This is a genomic window from Agrobacterium sp. CGMCC 11546 (assembly GCF_013365515.1).
Classification (GTDB): Bacteria; Pseudomonadota; Alphaproteobacteria; order Rhizobiales; family Rhizobiaceae; genus Agrobacterium; species Agrobacterium fabrum.
Genome location: NZ_CP047387.1, coordinates 356,945 through 379,496, shown reverse-complemented (window position 1 = coordinate 379,496; position 22,552 = coordinate 356,945). Strand labels below are relative to the sequence as shown.

At 59.8% G+C, this 22,552-nt stretch carries 19 protein-coding genes; 11 read left to right on the top strand and 8 right to left on the bottom strand.

Features of this window, described 5'->3' with window-relative positions:
* Positions 1–242: 242 nt before the first annotated feature.
* The gene (locus tag GSF67_RS01915) at positions 243–902 is read left to right on the top strand and encodes an outer membrane beta-barrel protein (RefSeq protein ID WP_006313139.1); all 660 of its coding nucleotides are present in this window, start codon (positions 243–245) and stop codon (positions 900–902) included.
* Here GSF67_RS01915 and glcF read toward each other — a convergent pair.
* The 3 genes from glcF to GSF67_RS01900 all read right to left on the bottom strand — a co-directional run bounded on the left by glcF (position 899) and on the right by GSF67_RS01900 (position 5,087).
* A complete protein-coding gene (glcF, locus tag GSF67_RS01910; protein ID WP_006313138.1) occupies positions 899–2,200 on the bottom strand; it encodes a glycolate oxidase subunit GlcF in 1,302 nt (433 codons plus the stop codon). The genes GSF67_RS01915 and glcF overlap by 4 nt on opposite strands.
* Positions 2,201–2,215: 15 nt before the next feature.
* Positions 2,216–3,418, bottom strand: a complete 1,203-nt coding sequence (glcE, locus tag GSF67_RS01905) for a glycolate oxidase subunit GlcE (RefSeq protein ID WP_006313137.1) — start codon at positions 3,416–3,418, stop codon at positions 2,216–2,218.
* A gap of 235 nt (positions 3,419–3,653) precedes the next feature.
* Positions 3,654–5,087: an FAD-binding oxidoreductase gene (locus tag GSF67_RS01900; protein ID WP_006313135.1), complete on the bottom strand. Its 1,434-nt coding sequence runs from the start codon at positions 5,085–5,087 to the stop codon at positions 3,654–3,656.
* 111 nt (positions 5,088–5,198) lie between these two features.
* On the opposite strand from GSF67_RS01900, the gene GSF67_RS01895 reads away from it, so the two are divergent.
* Positions 5,199–6,098, top strand: a complete 900-nt coding sequence (locus tag GSF67_RS01895) for a LysR family transcriptional regulator (RefSeq protein ID WP_006313134.1) — start codon at positions 5,199–5,201, stop codon at positions 6,096–6,098.
* A gap of 165 nt (positions 6,099–6,263) precedes the next feature.
* Here GSF67_RS01895 and GSF67_RS01890 read toward each other — a convergent pair whose 3' ends face one another.
* Positions 6,264–7,538 (bottom strand): DUF3422 family protein, encoded by a 1,275-nt coding sequence (locus GSF67_RS01890; protein WP_006313133.1) that lies wholly within the window; start codon positions 7,536–7,538, stop codon positions 6,264–6,266.
* 293 nt (positions 7,539–7,831) lie between these two features.
* Here GSF67_RS01890 and GSF67_RS01885 point away from each other — a divergent pair, with 293 nt between their 5' ends.
* The 7 genes from GSF67_RS01885 (at position 7,832) to GSF67_RS01855 (ending at position 15,450) form a co-directional block, all read left to right on the top strand.
* Positions 7,832–8,605, top strand: a complete 774-nt coding sequence (locus GSF67_RS01885) for a FadR/GntR family transcriptional regulator (RefSeq protein ID WP_006313131.1) — start codon at positions 7,832–7,834, stop codon at positions 8,603–8,605.
* A gap of 103 nt (positions 8,606–8,708) precedes the next feature.
* The gene (locus tag GSF67_RS01880) at positions 8,709–10,055 is read left to right on the top strand and encodes a glycosyltransferase family 1 protein (protein WP_006313130.1); all 1,347 of its coding nucleotides are present in this window, start codon (positions 8,709–8,711) and stop codon (positions 10,053–10,055) included.
* A complete protein-coding gene (locus GSF67_RS01875) occupies positions 10,052–10,798 on the top strand; it encodes an HAD family hydrolase (protein WP_006313129.1) in 747 nt (248 codons plus the stop codon). Before GSF67_RS01880 ends, GSF67_RS01875 begins: the two co-directional genes overlap by 4 nt.
* 295 nt (positions 10,799–11,093) lie before the next feature.
* Positions 11,094–11,534 carry an NUDIX hydrolase gene (locus GSF67_RS01870; protein WP_006313128.1) on the top strand — a complete coding sequence of 147 codons (441 nt, stop codon included), beginning with the start codon at positions 11,094–11,096 and terminating at the stop codon, positions 11,532–11,534.
* A gap of 162 nt (positions 11,535–11,696) precedes the next feature.
* Positions 11,697–13,208: an inorganic phosphate transporter gene (locus GSF67_RS01865; RefSeq protein ID WP_006313127.1), complete on the top strand. Its 1,512-nt coding sequence runs from the start codon at positions 11,697–11,699 to the stop codon at positions 13,206–13,208.
* 12 nt (positions 13,209–13,220) lie between these two features.
* Positions 13,221–13,958 carry a 16S rRNA (uracil(1498)-N(3))-methyltransferase gene (locus tag GSF67_RS01860; protein WP_006313126.1) on the top strand — a complete coding sequence of 246 codons (738 nt, stop codon included), beginning with the start codon at positions 13,221–13,223 and terminating at the stop codon, positions 13,956–13,958.
* Positions 13,959–14,076: 118 nt separating this feature from the next.
* Positions 14,077–15,450: a glutamate--cysteine ligase gene (locus GSF67_RS01855; protein WP_006313125.1), complete on the top strand. Its 1,374-nt coding sequence runs from the start codon at positions 14,077–14,079 to the stop codon at positions 15,448–15,450.
* A gap of 172 nt (positions 15,451–15,622) precedes the next feature.
* Here GSF67_RS01855 and GSF67_RS01850 read toward each other — a convergent pair whose 3' ends face one another.
* Positions 15,623–15,916, bottom strand: coding sequence for a DUF1127 domain-containing protein (locus GSF67_RS01850; RefSeq protein ID WP_010972641.1), 294 nt, complete (start codon positions 15,914–15,916; stop codon positions 15,623–15,625).
* A gap of 202 nt (positions 15,917–16,118) precedes the next feature.
* Here GSF67_RS01850 and GSF67_RS01845 point away from each other — a divergent pair, with 202 nt between their 5' ends.
* Entirely contained in the window at positions 16,119–17,069 is a 951-nt protein-coding gene (locus tag GSF67_RS01845) for a LysR substrate-binding domain-containing protein (protein WP_006313123.1), read from the top strand.
* A 42-nt stretch (positions 17,070–17,111) separates the two neighbouring features.
* Here GSF67_RS01845 and GSF67_RS01840 read toward each other — a convergent pair whose 3' ends face one another.
* The gene (locus GSF67_RS01840) at positions 17,112–19,550 is read right to left on the bottom strand and encodes a DUF1217 domain-containing protein (RefSeq protein ID WP_006313122.1); all 2,439 of its coding nucleotides are present in this window, start codon (positions 19,548–19,550) and stop codon (positions 17,112–17,114) included.
* Between the two features lie 367 nt (positions 19,551–19,917).
* Between GSF67_RS01840 and GSF67_RS01835 the strand changes: the two genes are divergently transcribed.
* Positions 19,918–20,484 carry a DUF6101 family protein gene (locus tag GSF67_RS01835; RefSeq protein WP_006313121.1) on the top strand — a complete coding sequence of 189 codons (567 nt, stop codon included), beginning with the start codon at positions 19,918–19,920 and terminating at the stop codon, positions 20,482–20,484.
* 76 nt (positions 20,485–20,560) lie between these two features.
* Here the strand turns inward: GSF67_RS01835 and ubiA are convergent, their stop codons facing one another.
* Both ubiA and GSF67_RS01825 read right to left on the bottom strand, forming a co-directional pair.
* Positions 20,561–21,514, bottom strand: a complete 954-nt coding sequence (gene ubiA, locus GSF67_RS01830; protein ID WP_006313120.1) for a 4-hydroxybenzoate octaprenyltransferase — start codon at positions 21,512–21,514, stop codon at positions 20,561–20,563.
* Between the two features lie 119 nt (positions 21,515–21,633).
* Positions 21,634–22,434, bottom strand: a complete 801-nt coding sequence (locus tag GSF67_RS01825; RefSeq protein WP_010971039.1) for a MipA/OmpV family protein — start codon at positions 22,432–22,434, stop codon at positions 21,634–21,636.
* Positions 22,435–22,552 lie beyond the last annotated feature (118 nt).

Below are 22,552 nucleotides of genomic sequence, written 5' to 3'. Positions count from 1 at the left end.
TTCCGGACGTCGTAAGGCCGGCATAAGGGCTTATCCGCTTGAATTGCTGTCTCGCAGCGGTACAATCCTCACTTGAATTAAACGAACTTGGCGGGGGACGCCAGGCGCCGGACCTCTCCGGGGGGATGATGGAACGGCCTTAAGACGGGTGGTCAGCTGACCGCCCGTTTTTCGTTTCTGTCATTCAGCTGTTATCAAAAAACGGTTTGGTGCATTTCTGATATCAATTCGGATTCTCTTAAATGTCGCGCCATACTTTACTTGTTTGCGCCCTGCTCTTCAGCGGCGTCTCCTTCTCCGCCGCAACCGCAGGCGAATTTGAAATTTCCGGTTATGGCGGCTGGCAAAGCGCGCCACACAGCGATGTGACGGTGTCCGACGGGCCGGATTTCCGCGCCGGTTGGGAAGGGAAGTCCTTCTCCAACCCGCCCTATTGGGGCGTGCGTGGCACCTACTGGTTTGATGAGGGCCAGCTGCGGAATTTCGGTATCTCGCTCGATTTCACCCATGACAAGGTCTATGCCGACGACGAGACGCTTGCCCGTTCCGGCTGGTCGCATTTCGAATTTACCGACGGCCTGAACCTTTTGACGCTGAATGCGCTCTATCGCTTTCCGCTGGAATCTCTGCCGATCACCCCTTATGTGGGCGCTGGCGTCGGCATAAACGTGCCGCATGTGGAAGTGTACCGCCCGTCAGGCAAGACCTTCGAATACCAGTTCGGCGGCGCCACCCTACAGGCACAGGCCGGGCTCAGCTACCGCATCACCGACAGCTGGTCGACCTTCGTGGAATATAAGGGCACCTATTCCTTTATCGACGTGGATATCGACAATGGCGGCTCGTTGAAGACCGACGTCATCACCAATGCGGTGAATTTCGGCGTAGCGTATAAGTTTTAAACCGAAAGCCTCGCCGGCTTCGGCCCGCCATAGGCCCAGTCCAGCAGTTCCACCGTGTGCAGGATCGGCATATCAGTGCCGGTTCCGATCTGCGTGATGCAGCCGATATTGCCCGTGGCGATGACATCCGCCCTTGTGGCTTCGATATTTTTCACCTTACGCGCCTTGAGCTTGCTGGAAATTTCCGGCTGGAGGATGTTGTAGGTTCCGGCCGAACCGCAGCACAGATGCCCTTCTGCCGGATCACGCACGGTAAAACCCGCCGATTTCAAGAGCTGTTTCGGCGCCAGCGTGATTTTCTGGCCATGCTGCATGGAGCAGGCGGAATGATAGGCGACCGTCAGCCCCTGGCTCTGCCTTTGTGGCAGATCTAGGCTGGCGAGATATTCGGTGATGTCCTTCGCCAGTGCCGAGACCAGCGCAGCCTTTTCGGCATAGGCTGGATCGAGCCGCAGCATATGGCCATAGTCCTTGATGGTGGTGCCGCAGCCGGAGGCGGTGATGATGATGGCGTCGAGACCGCCCTCTTCGATCTCCCGCATCCAGACATCGACATTCCGCCGGGCGGAGGCAAGCGCCTCTTCCTCGCGGCCCATGTGATGCACCAGCGAACCGCAGCAGCCCTCGCCTCTTGGCACCACGACCTCGATGCCGAGCCGGGCAAGCAGACGCAGCGTCGCCTCGTTGATTCCAGGATCGAGCACCGGTTGGGCGCAGCCGGTGAGGATGGCGACACGCCCGCGCTTTTCGCCTTCCGCTGGCCGTGCGCCCGGACGGGCGGATGCGGAGGCCGGCGGCACCGCAGCGGGGGCGAGAGCGAGCATGGATTGCAGCGGCTTCAGCGCCGGAGACTTGGCAAGCAGACCCGAGAAGGGCCGCGCCAGCCTTGCCAGATGCAGAGCCAGCCGGAAGCGGCCGGGATGCGGCAGGACAGCAACCAGAAGATTGCGGATCAGCCGGTCCATGAATGGGCGCTTATAGGTCTGTTCGATGTGGGCGCGCGCGTGATCCACCAGATGCATATAATCCACACCGGAGGGACAGGTAGTGGTGCAGGCTAGGCAGGAGAGACAGCGGTCGATATGGGTCACGACTTCGCGGTCGGCCGGGCGGCTGTTTTCCAGCATGTCCTTGATGAGGTAGATGCGGCCGCGCGGGCTGTCCAGCTCATTGCCAAGCGTGACATAGGTGGGACAGGTGGCGGTGCAGAAACCGCAATGCACACATTTGCGCAGGATTTTTTCGGATTCCGCCACATGCGGATCGGCCAGCTGTTCTGATGTGAAGGATGTTTGCATGGTTCAGACCGCCCCTTATACCGTTACAGCCATCTTGCCGGGGTTGAAGATGCCCGCCGGATCGAGCTTCTCCCTGATGCGCGCCGAAAGCAGCGCTTCTGCCGCAGGCCGCGGTTCGAAAGCGGCGACCGAGGCGCGCACGGCGTCGCTCGCCCTTAACAAGGTTGCATGGCCACCGCCCAGCGCCCGGATAGCACCGCGCAGCAAATCCGCCTCGGGGTCCGCTTCCATCTGCATCCAGACGAGGCCGCCCTGCCAGTCGTAAAAGGCGTCAATGCCCGCTTCCATGCGCAGCGCCGCGACCAGCCGGTGGCTGGCGGCGGGTGCGACCGAGACTTTCCAGAGCGGTTTGGCACCCTGCCCGGCATAGGGCGCGACATCACGCACCTGCCGCCACAAAAGCCTGCTTTCCTCGCCCTCCAGCAAAGTCCATGGACCGACCCGGTCCATGACCGAAAGAAGTTTGGCCGCACGCGCTTCCACCGACGCGGCGAGCCCTTCCAGCCGCAGAATGGTCGCCGGGCCTTCCGGCAGGGCGCCATCGATGAAGTGGGAACGCACGCTTTCCGGCAGGTGCGCCGCGCCAGAGACCTCGACGCTCATCGCCATCGCCGCCGCCATGATGCGCGTCGCCGCCTCGTCATCCAGCCCGGATACGACGACGGTTTTTTCCGCCGGCGGTTTCGGCAGCACGCGGAAGGTCACTTCGGTGAGGAAACCGAGCGTGCCGAAGGAACCAGCGAGGAACTTCGAAAGGTCGAGACCGGTGACATTCTTCATCACCCGGCCGCCGGCCTTGATGATCTCGCCGCCGCCATTGACGAAACGGATACCGAGCAGGCTGTCGCGCGCCGCACCGGCGACATAACGGCGCGGGCCGGAAACATTGGCGGCAAAAACACCGCCGATGGTCGACTCGCCTTCGGTTGCCATGATCGGACGGTGATCCATCGGCTCGAACGCCATCATCTGCCGGTTTTCCGCCAGCGCCGCCTCTACGGTGGCAAGCGGGGTGCCGGCCCTGACGGTCATGACCATTTCGGCGGCGTTGTAGGCGACGATACCGGCCATTGCGCGGGAGGAGAGCGTTTCAGCTGTGGCCACCGCATTGCCGAAACCGGAGCGGGTGTTGCCGCCGATGATTTTCAGCGGGGTTTTTCTGGTCGCGTGGTCGCGGATGATGTCGGCGACCTGGATTTCTGCGTAGGGGGTCAGCATGGGGTGCGCTCCGAGCAAGAGATAGCGAGGTTTGCGCAAGCGATACCCCCCTCTGCCCTGCCGGGCATCTCCCCCACAGGTGGGGAGATCGGCAAGGCGCATCTGCGTCGCTCTATCTCCACCGATAAGAAAGGCGAGACCTTGCCGCAAGTCGATCTCCCCACCTGTGGGGGAGATGCCCGGCAGGGCAGAGGGGGGTAAGCCACATCCTCCAAGGCAAGAAAGCTTGAGTATCTCAATTCCTCCCCTCCAGCGGAAACACCTTGGAAGGGTTCATTAGCCAGCCCTCGTCAAAGGCCGCCCGCACCGCCATCTGCTGGGCAAGATCGGCCTCGCCATATTGGTGACGCATCAAATCCCGTTTTTCGATGCCGACACCGTGTTCACCGGTGAGACAGCCGCCGGCATCGACGCAGAGTTTCAATATTTCATTGCCCGCCTCTTCCGCACGGGCCGCATCGTCAGGGTCATTGGCGTTGAACAGGATGAGCGGGTGCATGTTGCCATCGCCGGCATGGAAGACATTGGCAACGCGCAGGCCGAGACGGTCGGTAATTTCGCTGGTCTTTTTCAGTACATGGGAAAGCTGGGAAAGCGGCACCGTGCCATCCATGCAGATGTAATCCGCGATACGGCCGGTTGCGCCGAAGGCGGATTTGCGGCCCTTCCAGATAGCCGCAGCCTCCATGGCCGACTGACATTCCTTCACCGTCTTCACGCCGTGTTTTCTGGCAATGGTGACGATATCGGCCAGCATGGCGTCCATTTCCGCCTCGGAGCCTTCGACCTCGACGATCAGAAGAGCACCGACGTCAAGCGGATAGCCCGCCTTGGCGAAGGCCTCGCAAATCTCGATGGCCGGTTTGTCCATGAATTCGATTGCAACAGGGATGATGCCGGCGCCGATGATATCGGCTACGCAGGAGCCCGCTTCTTCAGAGGTCTCGAAACCGAACAGCACGGGCCGCGCCCCTTCCGGCCTGGCGATCAGCCGCACCGTCGCTTCCGTGACGATGCCGAGCTGGCCTTCCGAACCGCAGACGAGAGCGAGAAGATCGTAACCGGCGGCATCGAGGTGATTGCCGCCCAGTTCCAGCACCGTGCCATCCACCAGCACCATTTTCACGCCAAGCAGATTATTGGTGGTGACACCATATTTCAGACAATGCGCACCACCGGAATTCATGCCGATATTGCCGCCAATGGTGCAGGCGAGCTGCGAGCTGGGATCGGGCGCATAAAAAAAACCCTCAGCCCCGGCCGCATCGGAAATGGAAAGATTGGTGACACCCGCCTGCACCCGCGCCGTGCGATTGTAAAAATCGAGATCGAGGATCGCGCTCATCTTCGAGAGGCCGATCACGACAGCATCCTCTTGCGGAATAGCGCCACCGGACAGCGAGGTGCCGGCGCCGCGCGGCACGACGGGAATGCCGTAACGGTGGCAATATCTCATCACTGCCGCCACTTCTTCCGTCGTTTTCGGCAGTGCTACGGCCAGCGGCAGGCGGCGATAGGAGACGAAGGCATCGGTTTCGAAAGGCACGAGCTCGCGCGGCTCGTGCACAAGACAGTCCTCCGGCAGGATATCCTTAAGGTCGGCGATGATGCGGTCGCGGCTCGCGACGACCTTGGCGCGCGGCTCCAGAAACTTGATCGGCTGAGTCACCGCCCCTCCTCCATGCACGTTCCTCCAACTGGTATTCTTTCTTTACCACTTTGAAACGGCGCAATCAAATGTTATGGATTTTTTCCATTCTGGAAATAATCGGAGGCAACTGTGGCAAATCTGGGTGATCTGGAAGTCTTCGCAAGCGTTGCCGCCTCCGGCAGCATGTCGCTGGCCGCCAAGGAGCTTGGCTATTCGCCCGCCGTGATTTCCAAACGCATCAAGCGGCTGGAAGAAAAGCTCGGCGCACGGCTTTTCCAGCGCACAACGCGGCAAATCTCTTTGACCGAAGCCGGGCAGGGATTTTACGAGCGGGTGCTGGCCGTGCTGGCGGGGCTTGAAGAAGCCGAGGACTTTGTGTCCGGCCGGGCCAACACCGTCAACGGCACGCTGAAGGTTTCCGCCCCCACCTCCTTCGGGCGCATGCATATCGCGCCACATCTGAAGGGTTTCATGGAGCGGCATCCTGACCTCTCGGTCAATCTGGTGCTCAGCGACGAGTTCATCGATATTATCGAAGGCGGTTACGATCTGGCGATCCGCATTGCCGATCTCAATTCCTCAAGCCTCGTCGCCCGCAGGCTGGCGCCGGTGCGGCGTGTGCTCTGCGCCTCGGCTGATTATGTTGTCGCGCACGGTATGCCCGCGACAATCGAGGATCTGAAGAAACACCGCTGCCTGCCGGCGCACAATAATGACATCTGGCGACTGGAGGGACCGGGCGGCGCGCTCAGCATTCGCCCGGAGGGCATGCTGGTCACCAATTCGAGCGAGGTGATCCGCGAGGCGGTGATATCGGGGCTTGGTATCGCGCTGCGTTCGACATGGGATATCGGCCATGAATTGCGCAGCGGGAAACTGGTACAGGTGCTGCCCGGTTATGAGGGGTCGCGCAACGTGACGCTGTCTGCGGTCTATCCGAGCCGGCAGTTCCTGCCTGCCAAGGTGCGGTTGTTCATCGATTATCTCGCCGGGCTTTATGGGCCGTCGCCCTACTGGGAACAGGGCTAAGGCGGTTAAGTCGCGCCGTCACCACCAATCTTCCCTCATCCCTGTGCTCGTCACAGGGATCCAGCCAGCCCAAGTCCTTGGGCTGAAAAGAGTCTTCCCTCTGCGCAGACGCGCGTCGACTGGTTTCCTGTGACAAGCACAGGAATGAGGGAGGTAGGGCGTCGTTCAATGTCCACCTTCCGCATGGGAGCGGCGGATGCGGCGCACGACCCACCAGACACCAAGTACCGCGAAGGGAACGGAAATGCCGGTGACGACGGCCGGATCGACCGGCAGCACGTCATGGCTGATCGCCTTGGTGAGATAACCGATGAGCCCGACGACATAATAGGAGATCGCCGCGACCGACAGGCCTTCCACCGTCTGTTGCAGGCGAAGCTGCATGGCGGCGCGCTTGTTCATGGTGTTGAGCAGCACGGTATTCTGCCGCTCCAGTTCCACGTCGATCCAGCTTCGGACCAGCGCGGTGGCGCGATAGAGCTTGCGCGACAGGTTGGCCTGCCGTTCCTCCACCGACTGGCAGGTGCGCATGGCCGGCGCCATACGCCGTTCCAGAAAGCTGCCCATGGTCTCATGGCCCTGAACGGGCGTTTCCGCGAGCGCCCGGATGCGTTCGCGCACGATGCCGTCATAGGCGCGGCTGGCGCCGAAACGATAAAGGCTGAGCGCGGCATTGGCCTCCAGCTCGGCGGCGAGCCGGGTCATTTCGGCCAGCAGCGCATCGGCCTCGTCGCGCGCGTCGCTTTTCATGCGCTGGGTGATGCCGGTGAGGCCATCTTCGATGCGGCGAATTTCCGGCGACAGCGTCTGCGCCATCGGCAGGCCGAGCATGGCGAGCGTGCGATAGGTCTCGATATCGAGCAGCCGCTGCACCAGCGCGCCGCGGCTGTAATCACTCAAGCCCCGGTCGATCACCAATATCTGCGTCAGCCCGTCACGATCCTGACGGAAATCGGTGAGGATCGCCGCCTGCCCATCGCGCACATCGCTATGACAGAGGCTGGTCGGCTCGAACATCGCCTGCGCCTGGGAGGTGACACCGTTTTCCGGGCGGATTTCCAGTCGTACCCCCGAGATCAGCGAGCCCGGCGGCGAAAAGCTGTCGCCGAAAGGGTCGCCGGCAATCTCGCCGCCAAACTTTTCCGGCGCGGGGCCGTCCCAGAACCAGGTGGAGAATTCCGTGTGCCGCTCCCAGCGCAGCGTCCCCTGCCCCCAGGGCATGGCGTGGTGGCGGGCATCACGTTCCGGCGGCGCGACACCGCGGCTGCGCGACATTTCCGCAATGACCGAATGGTGCACGGCCGAGCCGCCATCCATCATGAAGGCAAGCTGGACGATGATGCGCGACGGGGCAAGCAACACGGTCGGCCGCGCATGAACCTCGCCCAGAGCCAGCGCTCTCTCCGGCGCGCTCGCGAATGCAAATCTACCCTTGGCCATTGCGATACCGTCCCCGCTTTTGTCGCCGGATTTCTAAAACATCGATTGCAATGAAAACACCGCAATCGACGCCGCTGTCATTGTTTTGATCCATCTGGCGGAAAAATCCACCATCATCACCCTGTCCGAGTGCTGCTTTAACAAAAGCCAATTCGAAAAGGCAGATGCCGCGTTGCCGCAGGCATTGATACAGCTGAACAGGGAACTGGATAGAATAATTGACCAGTACGATGCTTCGCTGATAATTTACCGCTCATCACATACGGGGCGGCATTTCGCCGGAGAGTTCTGCGATGGACGAAACGCTTTTTGCGCGCATCGAACACAGCCGCACATCGCAGGAGGTGATCTTACGTTTCGAGGAACTGATCCTCGACGGCATATTGCGCGACGGCGACCGGCTGCCCGGCGAGCGGGAACTGGCGCAGAAGCTGGATGTATCACGCCCGATCCTTCGGGAAGCGCTGAAGGAACTGGAAAACCGCGGTCTCCTCACCAGCCGGCATGGCGGCGGCACCTATGTGGCCGATATTGTCGGCCCGGTGTTTTCAGACCCGTTAAGTGCACTGATCACCCGCCACAGCCGGGCGACCCGGGATTTTCTCGAATACCGCCGCTACATTGAAGGCATGACCGCCGAACTTGCCGCGCAGCGGGCAACGGAACCGGACAGGCGCAACCTTGCCGCCATCGTCGAAAAAATGCGGGAGGCCCATGAGGCGGGCCGTTTCGAAGAAGAGCTCTCGGGCGATGTGGAATTCCACAATGCCATTGGCGAGGCGGCGCATAATATCGTGCTGATGCATACGCTACGATCCTGCTACCGGCTCCTGAGTGACGACATCTTCTATAATCGTCACCTCATCTTCACCATCGCCGGCGCCCATGACGAGGTGTTACGGCAGCACGTCGCCATCCATGACGCCATCGCTGCTGGCGATCCGGCAGCGGCAAGGGCGGCGGCGGAAGCCCATATCGGCTTCATCATGGAGACGACATCGAGAGCGCATCAGGCGCGCGAATGGGACCGGATTTCCCGCCTGCGACAGCAGCAGCGCAGCAGCTGAAAACGCCCTCCGGCGAAATCTGCCATCCGTTTTATTCCGGTTTTGATGGAACCTTTTGTGCTCTTCGGTCTTTTTCTCGGGTTAATTGGAAAAATTTACCAAGATGGGACCCATGACAACCACGAGCGAAACTGAACGTTATCCGCGGATAGCTCTCATATCGACGCATGGCTATGTCGCCGCACACCCGCCCCTGGGCGCTGCCGATACCGGGGGGCAGGTGGTTTATGTGCTTGAGCTTGCACGAAAACTCGGCCAACTCGGTTATACCGTCGATCTTTACACCCGACGCTTCGAAGACCAGCCGGAATTCGACGAGGTCGATGAGCGCGTCCGTGTGGTGCGCATTCCCTGCGGCGGGCGCGATTTCATTCCCAAGGAATATCTGCACCGGCACCTGATGGAATGGTGCGAGAACGCGCTACGCTTCATCAAAAAAAACGACCTCAATTACTCCTTCATCAACAGCCACTACTGGGATGCCGGCGTGGCCGGGCAGCGGCTCTCCGAAGCACTGAAAATCCCCCATCTGCACACGCCGCACTCGCTCGGCATCTGGAAGAAGCGCCAGATGGAGACCGATTATCCGGAAAAGACCGATACGTTCGAGCTTGAGTTCAACTTCAAGGAGCGTATCCAGCACGAGCTGATCATCTATCGCAGCTGCGACATGGTGATCGCCACCACGCCGGTACAGCTGGACGTGCTGATCGAAGATTATGGCCTGAAGCGCAAACATATCCACATGATCCCGCCGGGTTATGACGACAACCGCTTCTTCCCCGTCTCGGATGCGACGCGTCAGATGATCCGGCAGCGTTTCGGTTTTGAAGGCAAAGTGGTGCTGGCGCTTGGGCGGCTCGCCACCAACAAGGGTTACGACCTGCTGATCGACGGCTTTTCTGTGCTTGCCGAGCGCGAGCCGGAAGCCCGCCTGCATCTGGCCGTCGGCGGCGAGAATATGGACGAGCAGGAAACCACGATCCTCAACCAACTGAAGGAGCGGGTGAAATCGCTCGGGCTGGAAGACAAGGTGGCTTTCTCCGGTTATGTCGCGGACGAGGATTTGCCGGATATCTATCGGGCGGCCGATCTTTTCGTGCTTTCCAGCCGCTACGAACCCTTTGGAATGACCGCCATCGAGGCCATGGCGAGTGGCACGCCGACCGTCGTCACCATCCATGGCGGGCTGTTCCGCGCCATCAGTTATGGCCGACACGCGCTGTTTGCCGATCCTTTCGACAAGGAAGATCTCGGCATTACCATGATGAAGCCGTTCAAGCATGAACGGCTCTACGGGCGGCTTTCGCGCATGGGAGCCCACAAGGCACGCAGCCTGTTCACATGGACCGGCATTGCCCAGCAACTTCTCGCGCTCGTGGAAGGCAGGACCATGATGCCGGTTCTGGAAGAAGCCGACTGGGCCGAACCATGGAATGACGGCGATTGAAACCGCTTCGTCTTCTTTCCACCGATCTTGACGGAACCGTCGTCGGCGATAATGAGGCCACGCGGCGGTTCCGCGATTTCTGGCACGCCCTGCCGGATGATCTTCGCCCGGTTCTGGTCTTCAACAGCGGCCGGTTGATCAACGATCAGCTTGCCCTTTTGGAAGAGGTGCCGCTGCCGCAGCCGGACTACATCATCGGCGGTGTCGGCACCATGCTGCATGCAAAAAAACGCAGCGAACTGGAAACCGCCTATACACAGTCGCTCGGCACCGGTTTTGACCCGCGGAAGATCGCCGATGTCATGAACCGCATTGCGGGCGTGACGATGCAGGAGGAGCGTTACCAGCACGGCCTGAAATCGAGCTGGTTCCTGCATGACGCCGATGCCGCCGCGCTCGGCGAGATCGAGGCCGCGCTTCTGGCCGCCGATATTGACGCTCGTATCGTTTATTCCAGCGATCGCGACCTCGACATATTGCCGAAGGCCGCCGACAAGGGCGCGGCACTTGCATGGTTATGTGGACAATTGCGCATCGGCCTCGACGAATCAGTGGTCTCGGGTGATACTGGCAATGACCGTGCGATGTTTGAGTTGAAGACTATCCGCGGCGTGATCGTGGGCAATGCCCTGCCTGAGCTTGTCTCGCTGGCGCATCAGGACAATCGCTTTTTTCACTCGACCGCGAAAGAAGCGGATGGCGTGATCGAAGGCCTGCGGCACTGGGGACTGAACCCCCGCTAAAGCAGTACCGGCCATAATTCATAGCGGATTTGCATTCCGAATGGCTTGAAGGCAGGCAGAGAGCGCGTTACCGCATCGGCTGGCCGGCCGGGGAACCACCCGGTCGCAACTTTGTTCGCAAATCGCCCACATCCTTTGCCCAAATGCTTCATCAGCATGAAGACAGTAGTGGGTTACGGGTAAAGGGGGATTGGCGTAACTTGCAGCGTCTCTATATTAGCAATTATCACTACCCGACGAAGAGGATTTATTCGGATTGAAGATTTTGAATCGATTGGCGACAGATGTTGGCTTGATGTTGCGCAGACCGCCGCGACAGCAATATGCGGCGCTGTGCTATCGATTGTCCAAGAGCAATCCGGAGCCGGAAGTGCTGCTGCTGACCAGCCGTGACACCGGACGGTGGGTCATTCCCAAGGGCTGGCCGATGGCCAACAAAAAGGCCCATGCGGTGGCCGAACAGGAAGCCTATGAAGAAGCCGGTGTCAAAGGCACGGTTGAAAAGGCGCCTTTCGGTTATTACGAATATGAGAAGAAGCTGAACAGCGGCATCAACGTGCCATGCAAGGTTCAGGTGCATCTGCTCGAAGTTTCGGAAATGCGCGACAGCTTTCCGGAAAAGGACTCGCGACGGCTGGAATGGGTCAGTCCCAGAGAAGCTGGAAAACGCGTCAACGAGCCGGAACTGAAAGCGCTTATGCTCGCTTTCGACAAGCGGATGGCGCATTCACAATAGCGCCGTCGCCCGAAGAGTGGCAATGTGGAGTTTGGTTCTCCGACATCTGCTCTTCCCGTCTTTTCTTTTGGAAAGATGTGCGCGATGTAACAGTCTTTCTGTAAATTGCCTTCAACCTGCGACGCTGCCGGACGAAAGGGAATGCTGGCAAACGAGGTGTGAATGGCAACGAAGCCGCCATCGAACATGAAGCCGACGCTCGACAAGGATCTCGACAAGATTACCCGTGTCGAAGAAGCGACGCTGCATGTCACGCAGCAGCTTGCCGGCCTTGGCGCGGGGTTCATGTTCGTTGTGCTCGCGGCCGTCTTCGCCGGTGCTTTCGTCACCGGCACCGCGGGCTCGGTGATCATCATCGCGGCCGTTGCCCTTGGCGCCTATATGGCCATCAACATCGGCGCAAATGACGTGACGAACAATGTCGGCCCTGCGGTCGGCGCCAAGGCGATGCCGCTAGCGGTCGCGCTCATCGTCGCCGCCATCTGCGAGATCGCCGGCGCGCTGATCACCGGCGGCAATGTCGTCGAGACGATTTCGAGCGGCATCATCAACGTTGAGACTATTCCCGACAGGACTGCATTTTCCTGGGCGATGCTTTCGGCGCTTCTTGCTGCCGGCCTTCTCGTCAACATATCGACCTGGACCCGGGCGCCGATTTCCACCACGCACACGGTGGTCGGCGGGGTTGCCGGGGCGGGCATGGCCGCCTATGGGGCAAAAGCGGTCGAATGGCTATCGCTGGGCAGTATCGCCTTTGCCTGGGTGCTCGCGCCCTTCATCAGTGCCGCCATCGCCATCGCCATCCTTGCTTTCATCAAGGAATTCATCGTTTACCGCGACGACAAGATCGACGCCGCGCGACGGTGGGTTCCGGTTCTCATTGGCCTGATGGCTGGCGTTTTCATGGCCTATCTCATCTGGGTCGGATTGCGCCAGCTGATGCATGTCTCGCTTGGCCATGCCAGTATCATAGGGCTAGTGACCGGCCTTCTCGCCTGGCGGCTTTGCGTGCCGATCATCCGCAAACAGTCGGAGGGACTGGAAAACCGCAACCAGTCGCTTCGGATACTGTTCCAGTGGCCGCTCGTTCTCGCCGCCGGCCTGATGTCCTTTGCCCATGGGGCAAATGACGTGTCGAACGCCATCGGTCCTGTCGTCGCCATCGTGCGGGCCCTGCACGATGAAGCGGTGCAGACATCCGCACGCGCGCCGCTTTGGGTGATGCTGGTCGGCGCTTTCGGGCTGTCCTGCGGTATTCTTCTCTATGGCCCGCGCCTCATCCGCCTTGTCGGTGAACAGATCACCAAGCTCAATCCGATGCGCGCCTTCTGCGTTTCCGTGGCCACGGCGCTGACCGTTCTCGTCGCCTCGCGTTTTGGTCTGCCTGTTAGTACCACCCATACGGCAATCGGCGCGGTGTTCGGCGTCGGCTTCTTCCGCGAATGGTACACACAGGCGTCAAGGCGGCGGCAGGAACTCGTCCAGTCAGGCACGGGCGAACCCCGACGCACCCCTAGATATCTGGACAATCCTTCCGAGGTGCGTCGCCGTTATCTCGTTCGGCGCTCGCATTTCATGACGATCATCGCCGCCTGGGTGGTCACCGTTCCCGCGAGTGCAACACTTGCGGCGCTGCTCTACTGGCTCCTGTCCTCCCTTTTCCTCCGACCCTGAAACCGAAATCCCATGCGCGCAAATTTCCGGATGCAACGCCTGTTCATCGAAGCCTCCCTTTCCGAGGGTGTGGCGCAGGAGGCGACGGGCGAACAGTTCAACTATCTCGCCAATGTGCTGCGCATGACCGACGGCGCGGAAATCCTGCTGTTCAACGGCCGCGACGGCGAATGGAAAGCGAAGCTCTCCTTTCCGAGCCGCAAGAAGATTAGCCTCGTTCCGCTCGAACAGACGCGGCCGCAGCCGAAGGCCGCGGAGCTGCATTATCTCTTCGCCCCGCTGAAAGTCGGGCGCATGGATTATCTGGTGCAGAAGGCGGTGGAGATGGGTGCTGGCCTGTTGCAGCCGGTGATGACGCAGCATGTTCAGGGCAAGATCCACAATAGCGAAAAACTGCGCGCCAATGCCATCGAGGCCGCCGAACAATGCGGCATTCTGTTCCTGCCCGAAGTGGCAGAGCCGGTGAAGCTGAAAGAGATGCTGGAGACCTGGCCGGAAGACTGTCGCATCATCTATTGCGACGAAGGCGATGCGGGCCAAAATCCGCTGCCGATCCTGCAGGCCGTCAAGGAACGCAAAATCGCGCTGCTGGTCGGCCCGGAAGGCGGTTTTTCCGAGGAGGAACGGGCGTTGCTGCGCAGCCTTGCCTTCGTCACCCCGATCCCGCTCGGGCCGCGCATATTGCGGGCCGATACGGCCGCCGTCGCCGCACTCGCCGTCATTCAGGCTGTTATCGGCGACTGGAACTGAGGGGCACCATTGCGCTTCATGCATCTTTAAAAGAAATTCATTTGCCACCGGATACTATCCGGCCCTATCTGCCAATCATATGCCTCGCCGCAACATTGACGTCATAACAAGGTAAGCCATGGCACGCGACACGACCGACCAGACACCCCTCTCCTCCGTCACGGAGCTTACCGACTATCTGGCGGCCGGTTGCAGGGCTGAAGCGGATTTCCGCATCGGAACCGAACATGAGAAATTCGCCTTTTTCCGCAAGGATAACAGCCCGGTTCCCTATTTCGGCGAGGCCAGCATTTCGGCCCTTTTGAAGGGCATGCAGGAAAAGCTCGGCTGGGAGCCGATCATGGACGGTGAAAACATCATCGGCCTTGGCGAACAGCACGGCATGGGCGCCATCTCCATCGAGCCCGGCGGCCAGTTCGAACTGTCGGGCGCGCCGCTCGAAAACCTGCACCAGACCTGCAAGGAATCCAACCAGCATCTGGCGACGCTGCGGGAAGTGGCCGAGCCGATGGGCATCCGTTTCCTCGGCATCGGCGGCAGCCCGCTGTGGACTTCCGACGAGACCCCGCGCATGCCGAAATCGCGCTACGCGATCATGACGCGCTACATGCCGAAAGTCGGGACCAAGGGTCTCGACATGATGTACCGCACCTGCACCATCCAGGTTAACCTCGACTTCTCCTCCGAAGCGGACATGCGCCAGAAGATGCGCGTTTCCATGAAGCTGCAATCGCTGGCGACGGCGCTCTTCGCCTCTTCGCCCTTTACCGAGGGCAAGCCGAACGGTCTTCTGTCCTGGCGCGGCGATATCTGGCGCGATACCGACAATCGCCGCTCCGGCGTGCTGCCCTTCACCTTCAACGACGATTTCGGCTTCAAGGATTATGTCGAATGGGCGCTCGACGTGCCGATGTATTTCATCGTGCGCGACGGCAAATATCACGATTGCACCCATGTCACCTTCCGCCAGTTCATGAACGGGGCGCTAAAGGGCGAAATCGCCGCATGGGAACCGACCATGGGCGACTGGACGAACCATCTCTCCACGCTCTTCCCCGATGTGCGCCTGAAGCGTTTCCTCGAAATGCGCGGCGCCGATGGCGGCCCGTGGAGGCGCATCTGCGCCCTGCCCGCCTTCTGGGTCGGCCTTCTCTATAATCAAGAGGCCCTCAATGCTGCCGATGCGCTGACCGCCGATTGGAGCTTCGATGCGGTGATCGCACTTCGCGATGCCGTGCCGGCGAAGGGGCTGGCGGCCGAGATTGCCGGCAAGCCGCTTCTCGGCATCGCCCGCCAGGTGCTCGACATTTCCCGCACCGGCCTGAAAAACCGTAAGCGGCTGAATGGCGAAGGCCAGGACGAGACCGTGTTCCTGTCATCGCTAGACGAGGTTCTGGCCAAGAAGACCACGCTCGCCGAAGACCTGCTTGCACTTTATAACGGCCGCTGGGGCGGTTCGGTGCTGCCGGTGTTCGAGGAATATCAGTATTGAGGCATTGCCGGTAAGCTGCGCCGGTGAGGTAAAGCCGGGCCATAAAAAAGCCCGGCGCGGCCGAGGGGCCTGACACCGGGCAAAGGCAGGGCTATTGGCAAATCACCCTGCGGGGAAAACCTTGCGGCTGGAAGCCACGTCCGGCAGCTGGAGGTCTGCCGGAGGCGGAATTTCAAAGCGTCTTGAAACGCGTGACCGCGCGTTTGCGCGCAGCGCGGGTGAGATGGGACGTCGGATCTTCCAACAGGCCGGTATTGAGAGCATCGCTGACGTCAGACCGCACCAGACCGATATCGGCAAGAAGGCGGTCATCAAGTTCCGTGAGACCATTGGCCACGATACGATTGTAGATGCGCTGCACGAACGTTTTAACGCCGGATACACCCAGCACAGCGGCGCGACGCCAGGCGTCCCCCGGCCGTGCGGTTACAAGTTCCAGTTCCATTCTCCGTTCTGCCGTGCGCATGATACTTATCCTTCCGTAACGGCACGATGCGGCACCGCCCCCGACGCACCGCGCGCGAGAAGCTGCCTTGGGTTGGTGGCCCGACGTCTCGTCGGCCCAGGTTGATACTGATTTGCTTGGTGTCAAAATGTCGCAAGACTATTGATCAGTCCAACGAATGTTTCTAATGTGAGACATCAATCATTCTGATGGATGACACTCCATGTCCGCACCTCTCGACATCGACCAGCTGCATACCTTCATCGCCATCATCGATACGGGCAGCTTTACCAAAGCCGCTGACCGCGTTTTCAAGACGCAATCCGCCGTCTCCATGCAGATGCGGCGGCTGGAAGAGCGCATTGGCAAACAGCTTTTCGCCAAGGACGGGCGTGGCAACCGCCTGACCGCGGAGGGCGAAAAGCTGATGAATTATGCCCGCCGCATCATCCGCCTCAACAACGAGGCGATCGCCGCCTTCGATGACAACCGGCTGGAAGGCACGCTGCGCATCGGCACCCCTGATGATTACGCCGACCGCTACATGCCTGAAATCATCGGGCGTTTCGCCAAGACCCATCCGAATGTCGAGCTTTACATCGTCTGCGAACCTTCGGTCAGCCTTGCCGAAAAAATGGCGCGCGGCGAACTGGATATCGCGCTCGTTACCCATAATCCCCGTGCACGCTCCTCCGATGTGGTGCGAACCGAGCCGCTCTGCTGGGTCGCCTCCGCCAACCATCCGCTGAAGGACGACGCGCCGGTGCCGCTCGCCGTCGGGCGACGCGATTGCCACTGGCGCCAGCTTGCCTGTTCGGCGCTCGATGCCGACGGGCGGGATTATCAGGTCCTGTTCACAAGCTGGTCTTCCACCGTGGTCGCCGCCGCGGTGCTGGCGGGCATGGCCGTTTCGGTACTGCCGGAATCGGCGCTGCGCACCGGCATGAAGGTGCTGACCGCCGCCGATGGTTTCCCACCGCTGCCGCCGGTACAGATCGGCCTGATGAAGCGCCCCGGCCTCTCGCCTTCGCTGGTGAACGCCATTACCGACCACATCACCGCCTGCCTCGACAATATCTCGCCGATGAGCGTTGTCGACGAGATGGACAGTGATGTGAAGACCTACCCCAAGATGCCTCGGCTGCGCGCCGGGCATATGCTGCCGGGGTGGTGAAAGTTTCGAAGGCCGGACAAGTCCTGCCTTTCTCTCGTGTGCCTATCGTGCCCTGAGCGTTGCGACCGCCAGCAGCGTGTCGCCGCTGATACCCGCCGAGCCGCTGCCATTAAACAGCGTCATGATCGGATCGGCGACGTTCTGCTTGTTGTCATACATGATGGTGAAACGGGCAATCAGCTTCTTGACCTTATCCGGATCCTGAAAATCCTTGATATCGAAGTATTTCTTCATCATCGCCACCTGCGTATCGACATTGGCATTGCCGAGTTCGTCCGGAATGCCGAAAGTGGTCTTGATGAAGTTCTGGATCGCGGTATCGGCAAGGATCGAATAATAGGACGTCGTCCCGGCCGCCATGCGCTTGAAATAGAGCGCCAGTCGCACACCGGCGTTTTCTTCGCCGGCCTGCGATTCCAGGGTCTGGGTCAGATAATTGTCGAGCGTTTCATAGAGACCGCGCCGGGTCTGGATCGCACTGCGGTCTTCATGAAGGAGCTTGCCTTCCGTGTCGAAATTGAAGGCGGTGACAAGGCGACGGAAGACCGGGTCCATCTCCTTGTTGACGTAGCTGTTCTTGTCATCAAGGTTCGAGGTGAAGATTTTCTGCAGCTGCTCTTTGGTGACGCTCTTGGGGTCGATACCGAGCGATTCCATCGCGAATTTGGTCAGGCGGTCATTGGCCAGAAATTCACTGAGCGTCTTGATCTTCTGCATCTCGCCTGAGAAATACTTCGCCTCAGTCTGGGCGGCTTCTTTGTCCTTTTCGGTACCGAAAGCCGATTTCTTCTTGATGTAGTCGGCCGACATGGTCTGCAGCTCGATTTCCGACTGCGCCAGAATGGGTGAACCTACCGAACCGTCCTTCGTGAAGTTGAAGAGTTCGGCGAGCTTCACGTATCGGTCGTCCTTCAGCGTATAAACATAGCTCTTTTTATCCTGCAGGTCGCTGGTCAGCACTCTCTGGATATCGGAGATGTTGACCTTGGCGGGATCGAGACCGACGGCTCTCAGCGCATAGGTATAGACGGCGTTGGTTCCGAGGAAATCATTGACGCTCGTGACCTTGCCAATACTGCTCTTGAACAGCGAAAGCGCCTTTGCGTCGGCAGCATCGTCCGCATCGTTATAGTGGGTCATGTAACCGCTGGTGGTCGTGGCTGTCTGGCTCGTCGTCTGGGGCGTCGTGCCGGCCGCAAGCGTTCCATCTGGGAGAAAATTAAATGCGTTTTTCAGGGCGAGGTAACGTTTGTCGTTCTTGCCCATGATCGCGATGTAATTGTTCGGATCGCTGAGATCGCTGGTGAGGATGTTCTTGATCGTTGCGGGCACGATAGTGAGGTCATTCAGGTCGAAGGCCGTTCTGACATAATTGAGAAGCCGCGCGTCCGACATCAGTTCCTCTACCGTCGTGATGGAACCAATCTTCGATTCGAAATAATCGCGGTTCAGCGTGGCGACGGTCGGTGTCACACGCGGTGCGCTGCCAATATAGGAGTCCGTGATGGCTTTCAGTTTGTCCGCCGTCTGCGCCCCGCCGGCATCCACCGTACCGTCATTCTTGAATTCGAAAGCATTGGCGATCTGCGCCATCTTGTTATATTGCGTGACGGCGTTCGACAGCGTTGTCTGCTCCGCCTTGATCGCCGCGAGCTTCGCGTCCCATTGATCCTTTGGCGGCAGAACGGCCTCAAGCTGGGTCAGCTGGTCCTGGCGGGTCACCTTTTCCGCCTCGAGCTTCGTGCGCTCCTCGGCCGTCAGACCGGTGCCGGCAAGGTCGGTATCAATCGCCGTAATGCGGGCCGTGACCTGCGCATGCAGTTCGATATTGCCCTTCATCGTCAGCTTTTCGACCGCGTCGTTATAGGCCGCGCCGTAGTTCTGGTTGATGTAGCTATTGGGATCGTTGACGTCACTCGTCATCAATCCCTTGATATGGGCGTAGGAATAGGTCTTCTCATCGATGTTGAAGACCTGGAAGATATAGGCGCGCGTCCGATCGTTGCGCAGCAGCTGATCGGCATTCGTCACCGTTCCAATGATCGCCTTGTAATAACGCGTCTCTTCCGCAAGGCTGCCGTTCAAATTGGTGATCGACGTATCATAAAGACCGATCATCTTGTCGAGCTGCGCATCCGTCTGGACGGTCTTCGTCGACGCCGTGAAGTTGAAGGAGGCGGCAAATTCGCGATACCGTTCGTCGGTCAGCTTGTTGGCGAAACTGTTCTGGTCGTTCAGATCGCTTTCCAGCACCTTTTTCATGAAGGCCTTGGCATAGGTCATCTCGCCGAGACCGAAGGCATCCATGGCATAGGAATAGAGCTGGTAGTTACCGAGGAACTCATCGACGCTTTTCACATTGCCGATGTTCTCCTTGTAATATTTCGTCTGCCGCTCCACGAGCCCCTGCTGCGACACGCGCGAAATGCTTGATTTCATATCGCGGTTGATGAGGTCGTAGCTGAGAAAAGTCGATACCATCCGAATGCCCCCTGGAGCGCCGCGCATCCCCTCGGGACACCAGAAGCTCCGGTTTTAAATCCACCCCGCGCGCGCCCATCCGGACACACGGCAAGCCTTGGCAGGACTATGCATGACGCGCCTTGCCCGTAGCTTGAAAGAGCACAGTTTTGACGGCGATAAAAATCGCATTGTCTCGATCTGCTTTACCTAAGCGAAACCATGCCACAGTGGGTTTTGCTAACCATTTGGGAATGCAAAGTTTTCTTAACCGCGATTTTTAAGCAGTCTCGAACAGGCGGCGGATATTCTCCTGACATCAGAGGACGAAAAGTCCCAATGAGAAGACCGGAAACCGGCTCTCAGGTAAAACAAGGGTAGAATAAACATGACCAAGACCGTTCTGAAGCCCGACTGGGCCGTCGCCACACTCAGGTTAGACCCGGCACGTTTTCCGCAACAGGTCACCTATGGAAAAGCCAATGGCGCGACTGATGTCGCCGTCACTCTCGATGAACGGGGCGCCGTTCTGAGAAAGGTTCTCACCTCTTCCGGCCTGCCTTTATCCTTCGCTTTGCCAGCCCGCGCCTTCAAGGGTGTTGCCGCCCGCGCCATCGACCATGGCGACGGTCAGGTCACCGTGACGCTGGAACTGCACCATGACGATCCGGACCTCTGCGTTCCGCTGCTGGTCGCCCACGATCTCTGCGATATCGCCGCCGACTGGCGCAGCTGGTCCGAGGCCTACCGCATTCCCATGCTGATGGTGGAAGCCGATGGCGTTGCCCGCCCGCTGGAAGAACATCTCGGCAAGGTACGAACCCAGAATACCCGCCCGCGCCGTCGCCATTCCTATTTCGCGGATCGCCGCCCGCGCTTCCTCGTTCGCCGCTCCACCGGCTCGCTCGGCATGAGCATGAAGATCGAGGGCAAGGAAATCATCGCCCGCAGCTGATCTTCTTCAGTCCAGAACATAAAAGCCCGGTGCGGATGACGCGACCGGGCTTTTTCGTATTCCCTATTCCCGCAGCTTACGCCAGCAGCAGCGGCAGGATGAGACCGGCAAAAATCAGCACGCCGACACGGTTGTTGGATTTGAACAGCACGAGGCATTGGTCGACGTTGTCGATATCGAGCACCCAGACCTGCCGGAACAGCATGATGGCGGCAGCGGCAAGGCCACTATAGGCAATAATGTTAACACCCGCCGTCCAGAACGACAGGAAAATCATGACAAGGGCTGTGCCATAAAGGAAAACCAGCCAGCGATGTGTGTTTTCTCCAAACAGCAGCGCGGTCGAGCCGATGCCCACGGCCGTGTCGTCTTCCTTGTCCTGATGGGCGTAGATTGTATCATAACCGATCGTCCAAGCGATGGAGCCGACATAAAGCAGGACAGCCGGCCAGGCGAGAGAACCGAACTGCGCGGCCCAGCCCATCAGCGCACCCCAGGAAAATGCGAGCCCGAGGAAAAACTGCGGCCAGTTGGTAAAGCGCTTGGCGAAGGGATAGATCGCAACAAACACGAGCGACGCTATACCGGTGATAACAGCGAAGCCGTTGAACTGTAAAAGCACGACCAGCCCTGCAAGCGCCTGCAGCACGATGAAGAGCTTGGCCTGCCCGCGGCTCACCCGGCCCGATGGCAACGGCCGCGAGCGGGTGCGCGCCACGGCCATGTCGATCTTGTGGTCGGCGAGATCATTATAGGTGCAGCCTGCGCCGCGCATCGCCACCGATCCGATGAAGAACAACACGAGATGCCAGATCAGCGTGGCCCAAGAAAAGCCGCCCATCGCCACCGCCGCATTCGCCGCAAGGGCTGCGGCCCAGAAACACGGCCACATCAGCAATTGCCAGCCAATGGGACGATCCCACCGCGCCAGCTGCGCATAGGGCCAGAGGGGCCTCGGCAAAATCCGATAGACCCAGTTGTTGGATGGCGCGTCGGAAACGCGGTCTGACAAATCGCTGTGGTGAACCATGCGATGGTTCTACAGCATTGGCAAAAAAATCGGAATGGATTTCAGCATCCCGCCCGCATGCAAAAAAGCCCCGCTGCAGCTTCGCAACGGGGCTTCGCATGTGGTTATCGCCCGTCCCCTCAGGGCAGCGAGAAATTGAACTTGTAGCTGGCCTGAACGCCGACGATGAACTGGTTCTTCGAACCGCGTTCGCGCACCAGCGAGCTGTCGGCGGCATCGCCCATCAGGCGGCGATATTCCGCGAACGAGCCAACTTCCGCGTTTTCGGTGACCTTCCAGGTGATGGCTGCGCCAACGCCGGCGGAATGCAGGCCGCCGCCCGGACTATAGGGCGATGGCGCACCAGCCGCCGTCTGGGCGGCGCTAACGCCATAATAGCGCTCGTTATATTTGCTGCTGACCCAGGTCGCGCGCGGGCCGACGGACACCTGAATACCGGGAGCGATATCGGTGAAGACATCGGCGTTGAGATCCGCCACCACGCCGCTGTGGCTGCGGATGCCCTGACGGGCTTCGCCGCGAATGCGCAGCCAGTCGGTCGGATAGGCTTCGGCGAAACCGCCCAGCTCCCCGCCGCGCTTGATGCGGGTCATGCCCTTCAGATCGGCCGAATCGCCTTCGTCACGCGGGGAAACCAGCTTACCGGCCAGACCCATGCTGATCGGGCCATTGTCCAGAAGCGAGATCGAGGCGCTGTCGTTGCGCGAGGTGAAACGTGCACCCTGCCCCTGACGGCCAAGCGAAATGATGGGCGAAAAGCCGAATTCATTCTTGTTGTCGCCCTGATATTTCGGTGCGGTGAAACCCGCGCCGCCGAGCTTCAGATACCAGTCGCCGGAAAACCAGCCTTCAGCATGGGCATTACCCACGGCAAAAAGCGACAGGACACAGGCGGCAACGGCCGCTGATGGCTTGAACATGAAAGAACCCCAGAAACGCAATACAGACAGGTGCCCGTAGAATTAGAGGGATTGTCTTTCCATTCCATTAACCAGCGTGGGGAGAAACGTACAGCGCTCCCCTCCGTCATACCGGCCT

What these genes read in the sequence shown, in the direction of transcription:
- glcF (WP_006313138.1), bottom strand. Translation starts at nt 2,200, where the DNA reads ATGCAAACATCCTTCACATCAGAACAGCTGGCCGATCCGCATGTGGCG.
- GSF67_RS01850 (WP_010972641.1), bottom strand. Translation starts at nt 15,916, where the DNA reads ATGCGCACGGCAGAACGGAGAATGGAACTGGAACTTGTAACCGCACGG.
- GSF67_RS01890 (WP_006313133.1), bottom strand. Translation starts at nt 7,538, where the DNA reads ATGGCCAAGGGTAGATTTGCATTCGCGAGCGCGCCGGAGAGAGCGCTG.
- GSF67_RS01835 (WP_006313121.1), top strand. Translation starts at nt 19,918, where the DNA reads ATGACCAAGACCGTTCTGAAGCCCGACTGGGCCGTCGCCACACTCAGG.
- GSF67_RS01865 (WP_006313127.1), top strand. Translation starts at nt 11,697, where the DNA reads ATGGCAACGAAGCCGCCATCGAACATGAAGCCGACGCTCGACAAGGAT.
- GSF67_RS01915 (WP_006313139.1), top strand. Translation starts at nt 243, where the DNA reads ATGTCGCGCCATACTTTACTTGTTTGCGCCCTGCTCTTCAGCGGCGTC.
- GSF67_RS01845 (WP_006313123.1), top strand. Translation starts at nt 16,119, where the DNA reads ATGTCCGCACCTCTCGACATCGACCAGCTGCATACCTTCATCGCCATC.
- ubiA (WP_006313120.1), bottom strand. Translation starts at nt 21,514, where the DNA reads ATGGTTCACCACAGCGATTTGTCAGACCGCGTTTCCGACGCGCCATCC.
- GSF67_RS01870 (WP_006313128.1), top strand. Translation starts at nt 11,094, where the DNA reads ATGTTGCGCAGACCGCCGCGACAGCAATATGCGGCGCTGTGCTATCGA.
- GSF67_RS01840 (WP_006313122.1), bottom strand. Translation starts at nt 19,550, where the DNA reads ATGGTATCGACTTTTCTCAGCTACGACCTCATCAACCGCGATATGAAA.
- glcE (WP_006313137.1), bottom strand. Translation starts at nt 3,418, where the DNA reads ATGCTGACCCCCTACGCAGAAATCCAGGTCGCCGACATCATCCGCGAC.
- GSF67_RS01860 (WP_006313126.1), top strand. Translation starts at nt 13,221, where the DNA reads ATGCGCGCAAATTTCCGGATGCAACGCCTGTTCATCGAAGCCTCCCTT.
- GSF67_RS01825 (WP_010971039.1), bottom strand. Translation starts at nt 22,434, where the DNA reads ATGTTCAAGCCATCAGCGGCCGTTGCCGCCTGTGTCCTGTCGCTTTTT.
- GSF67_RS01880 (WP_006313130.1), top strand. Translation starts at nt 8,709, where the DNA reads ATGGGACCCATGACAACCACGAGCGAAACTGAACGTTATCCGCGGATA.
- GSF67_RS01885 (WP_006313131.1), top strand. Translation starts at nt 7,832, where the DNA reads ATGGACGAAACGCTTTTTGCGCGCATCGAACACAGCCGCACATCGCAG.
- GSF67_RS01855 (WP_006313125.1), top strand. Translation starts at nt 14,077, where the DNA reads ATGGCACGCGACACGACCGACCAGACACCCCTCTCCTCCGTCACGGAG.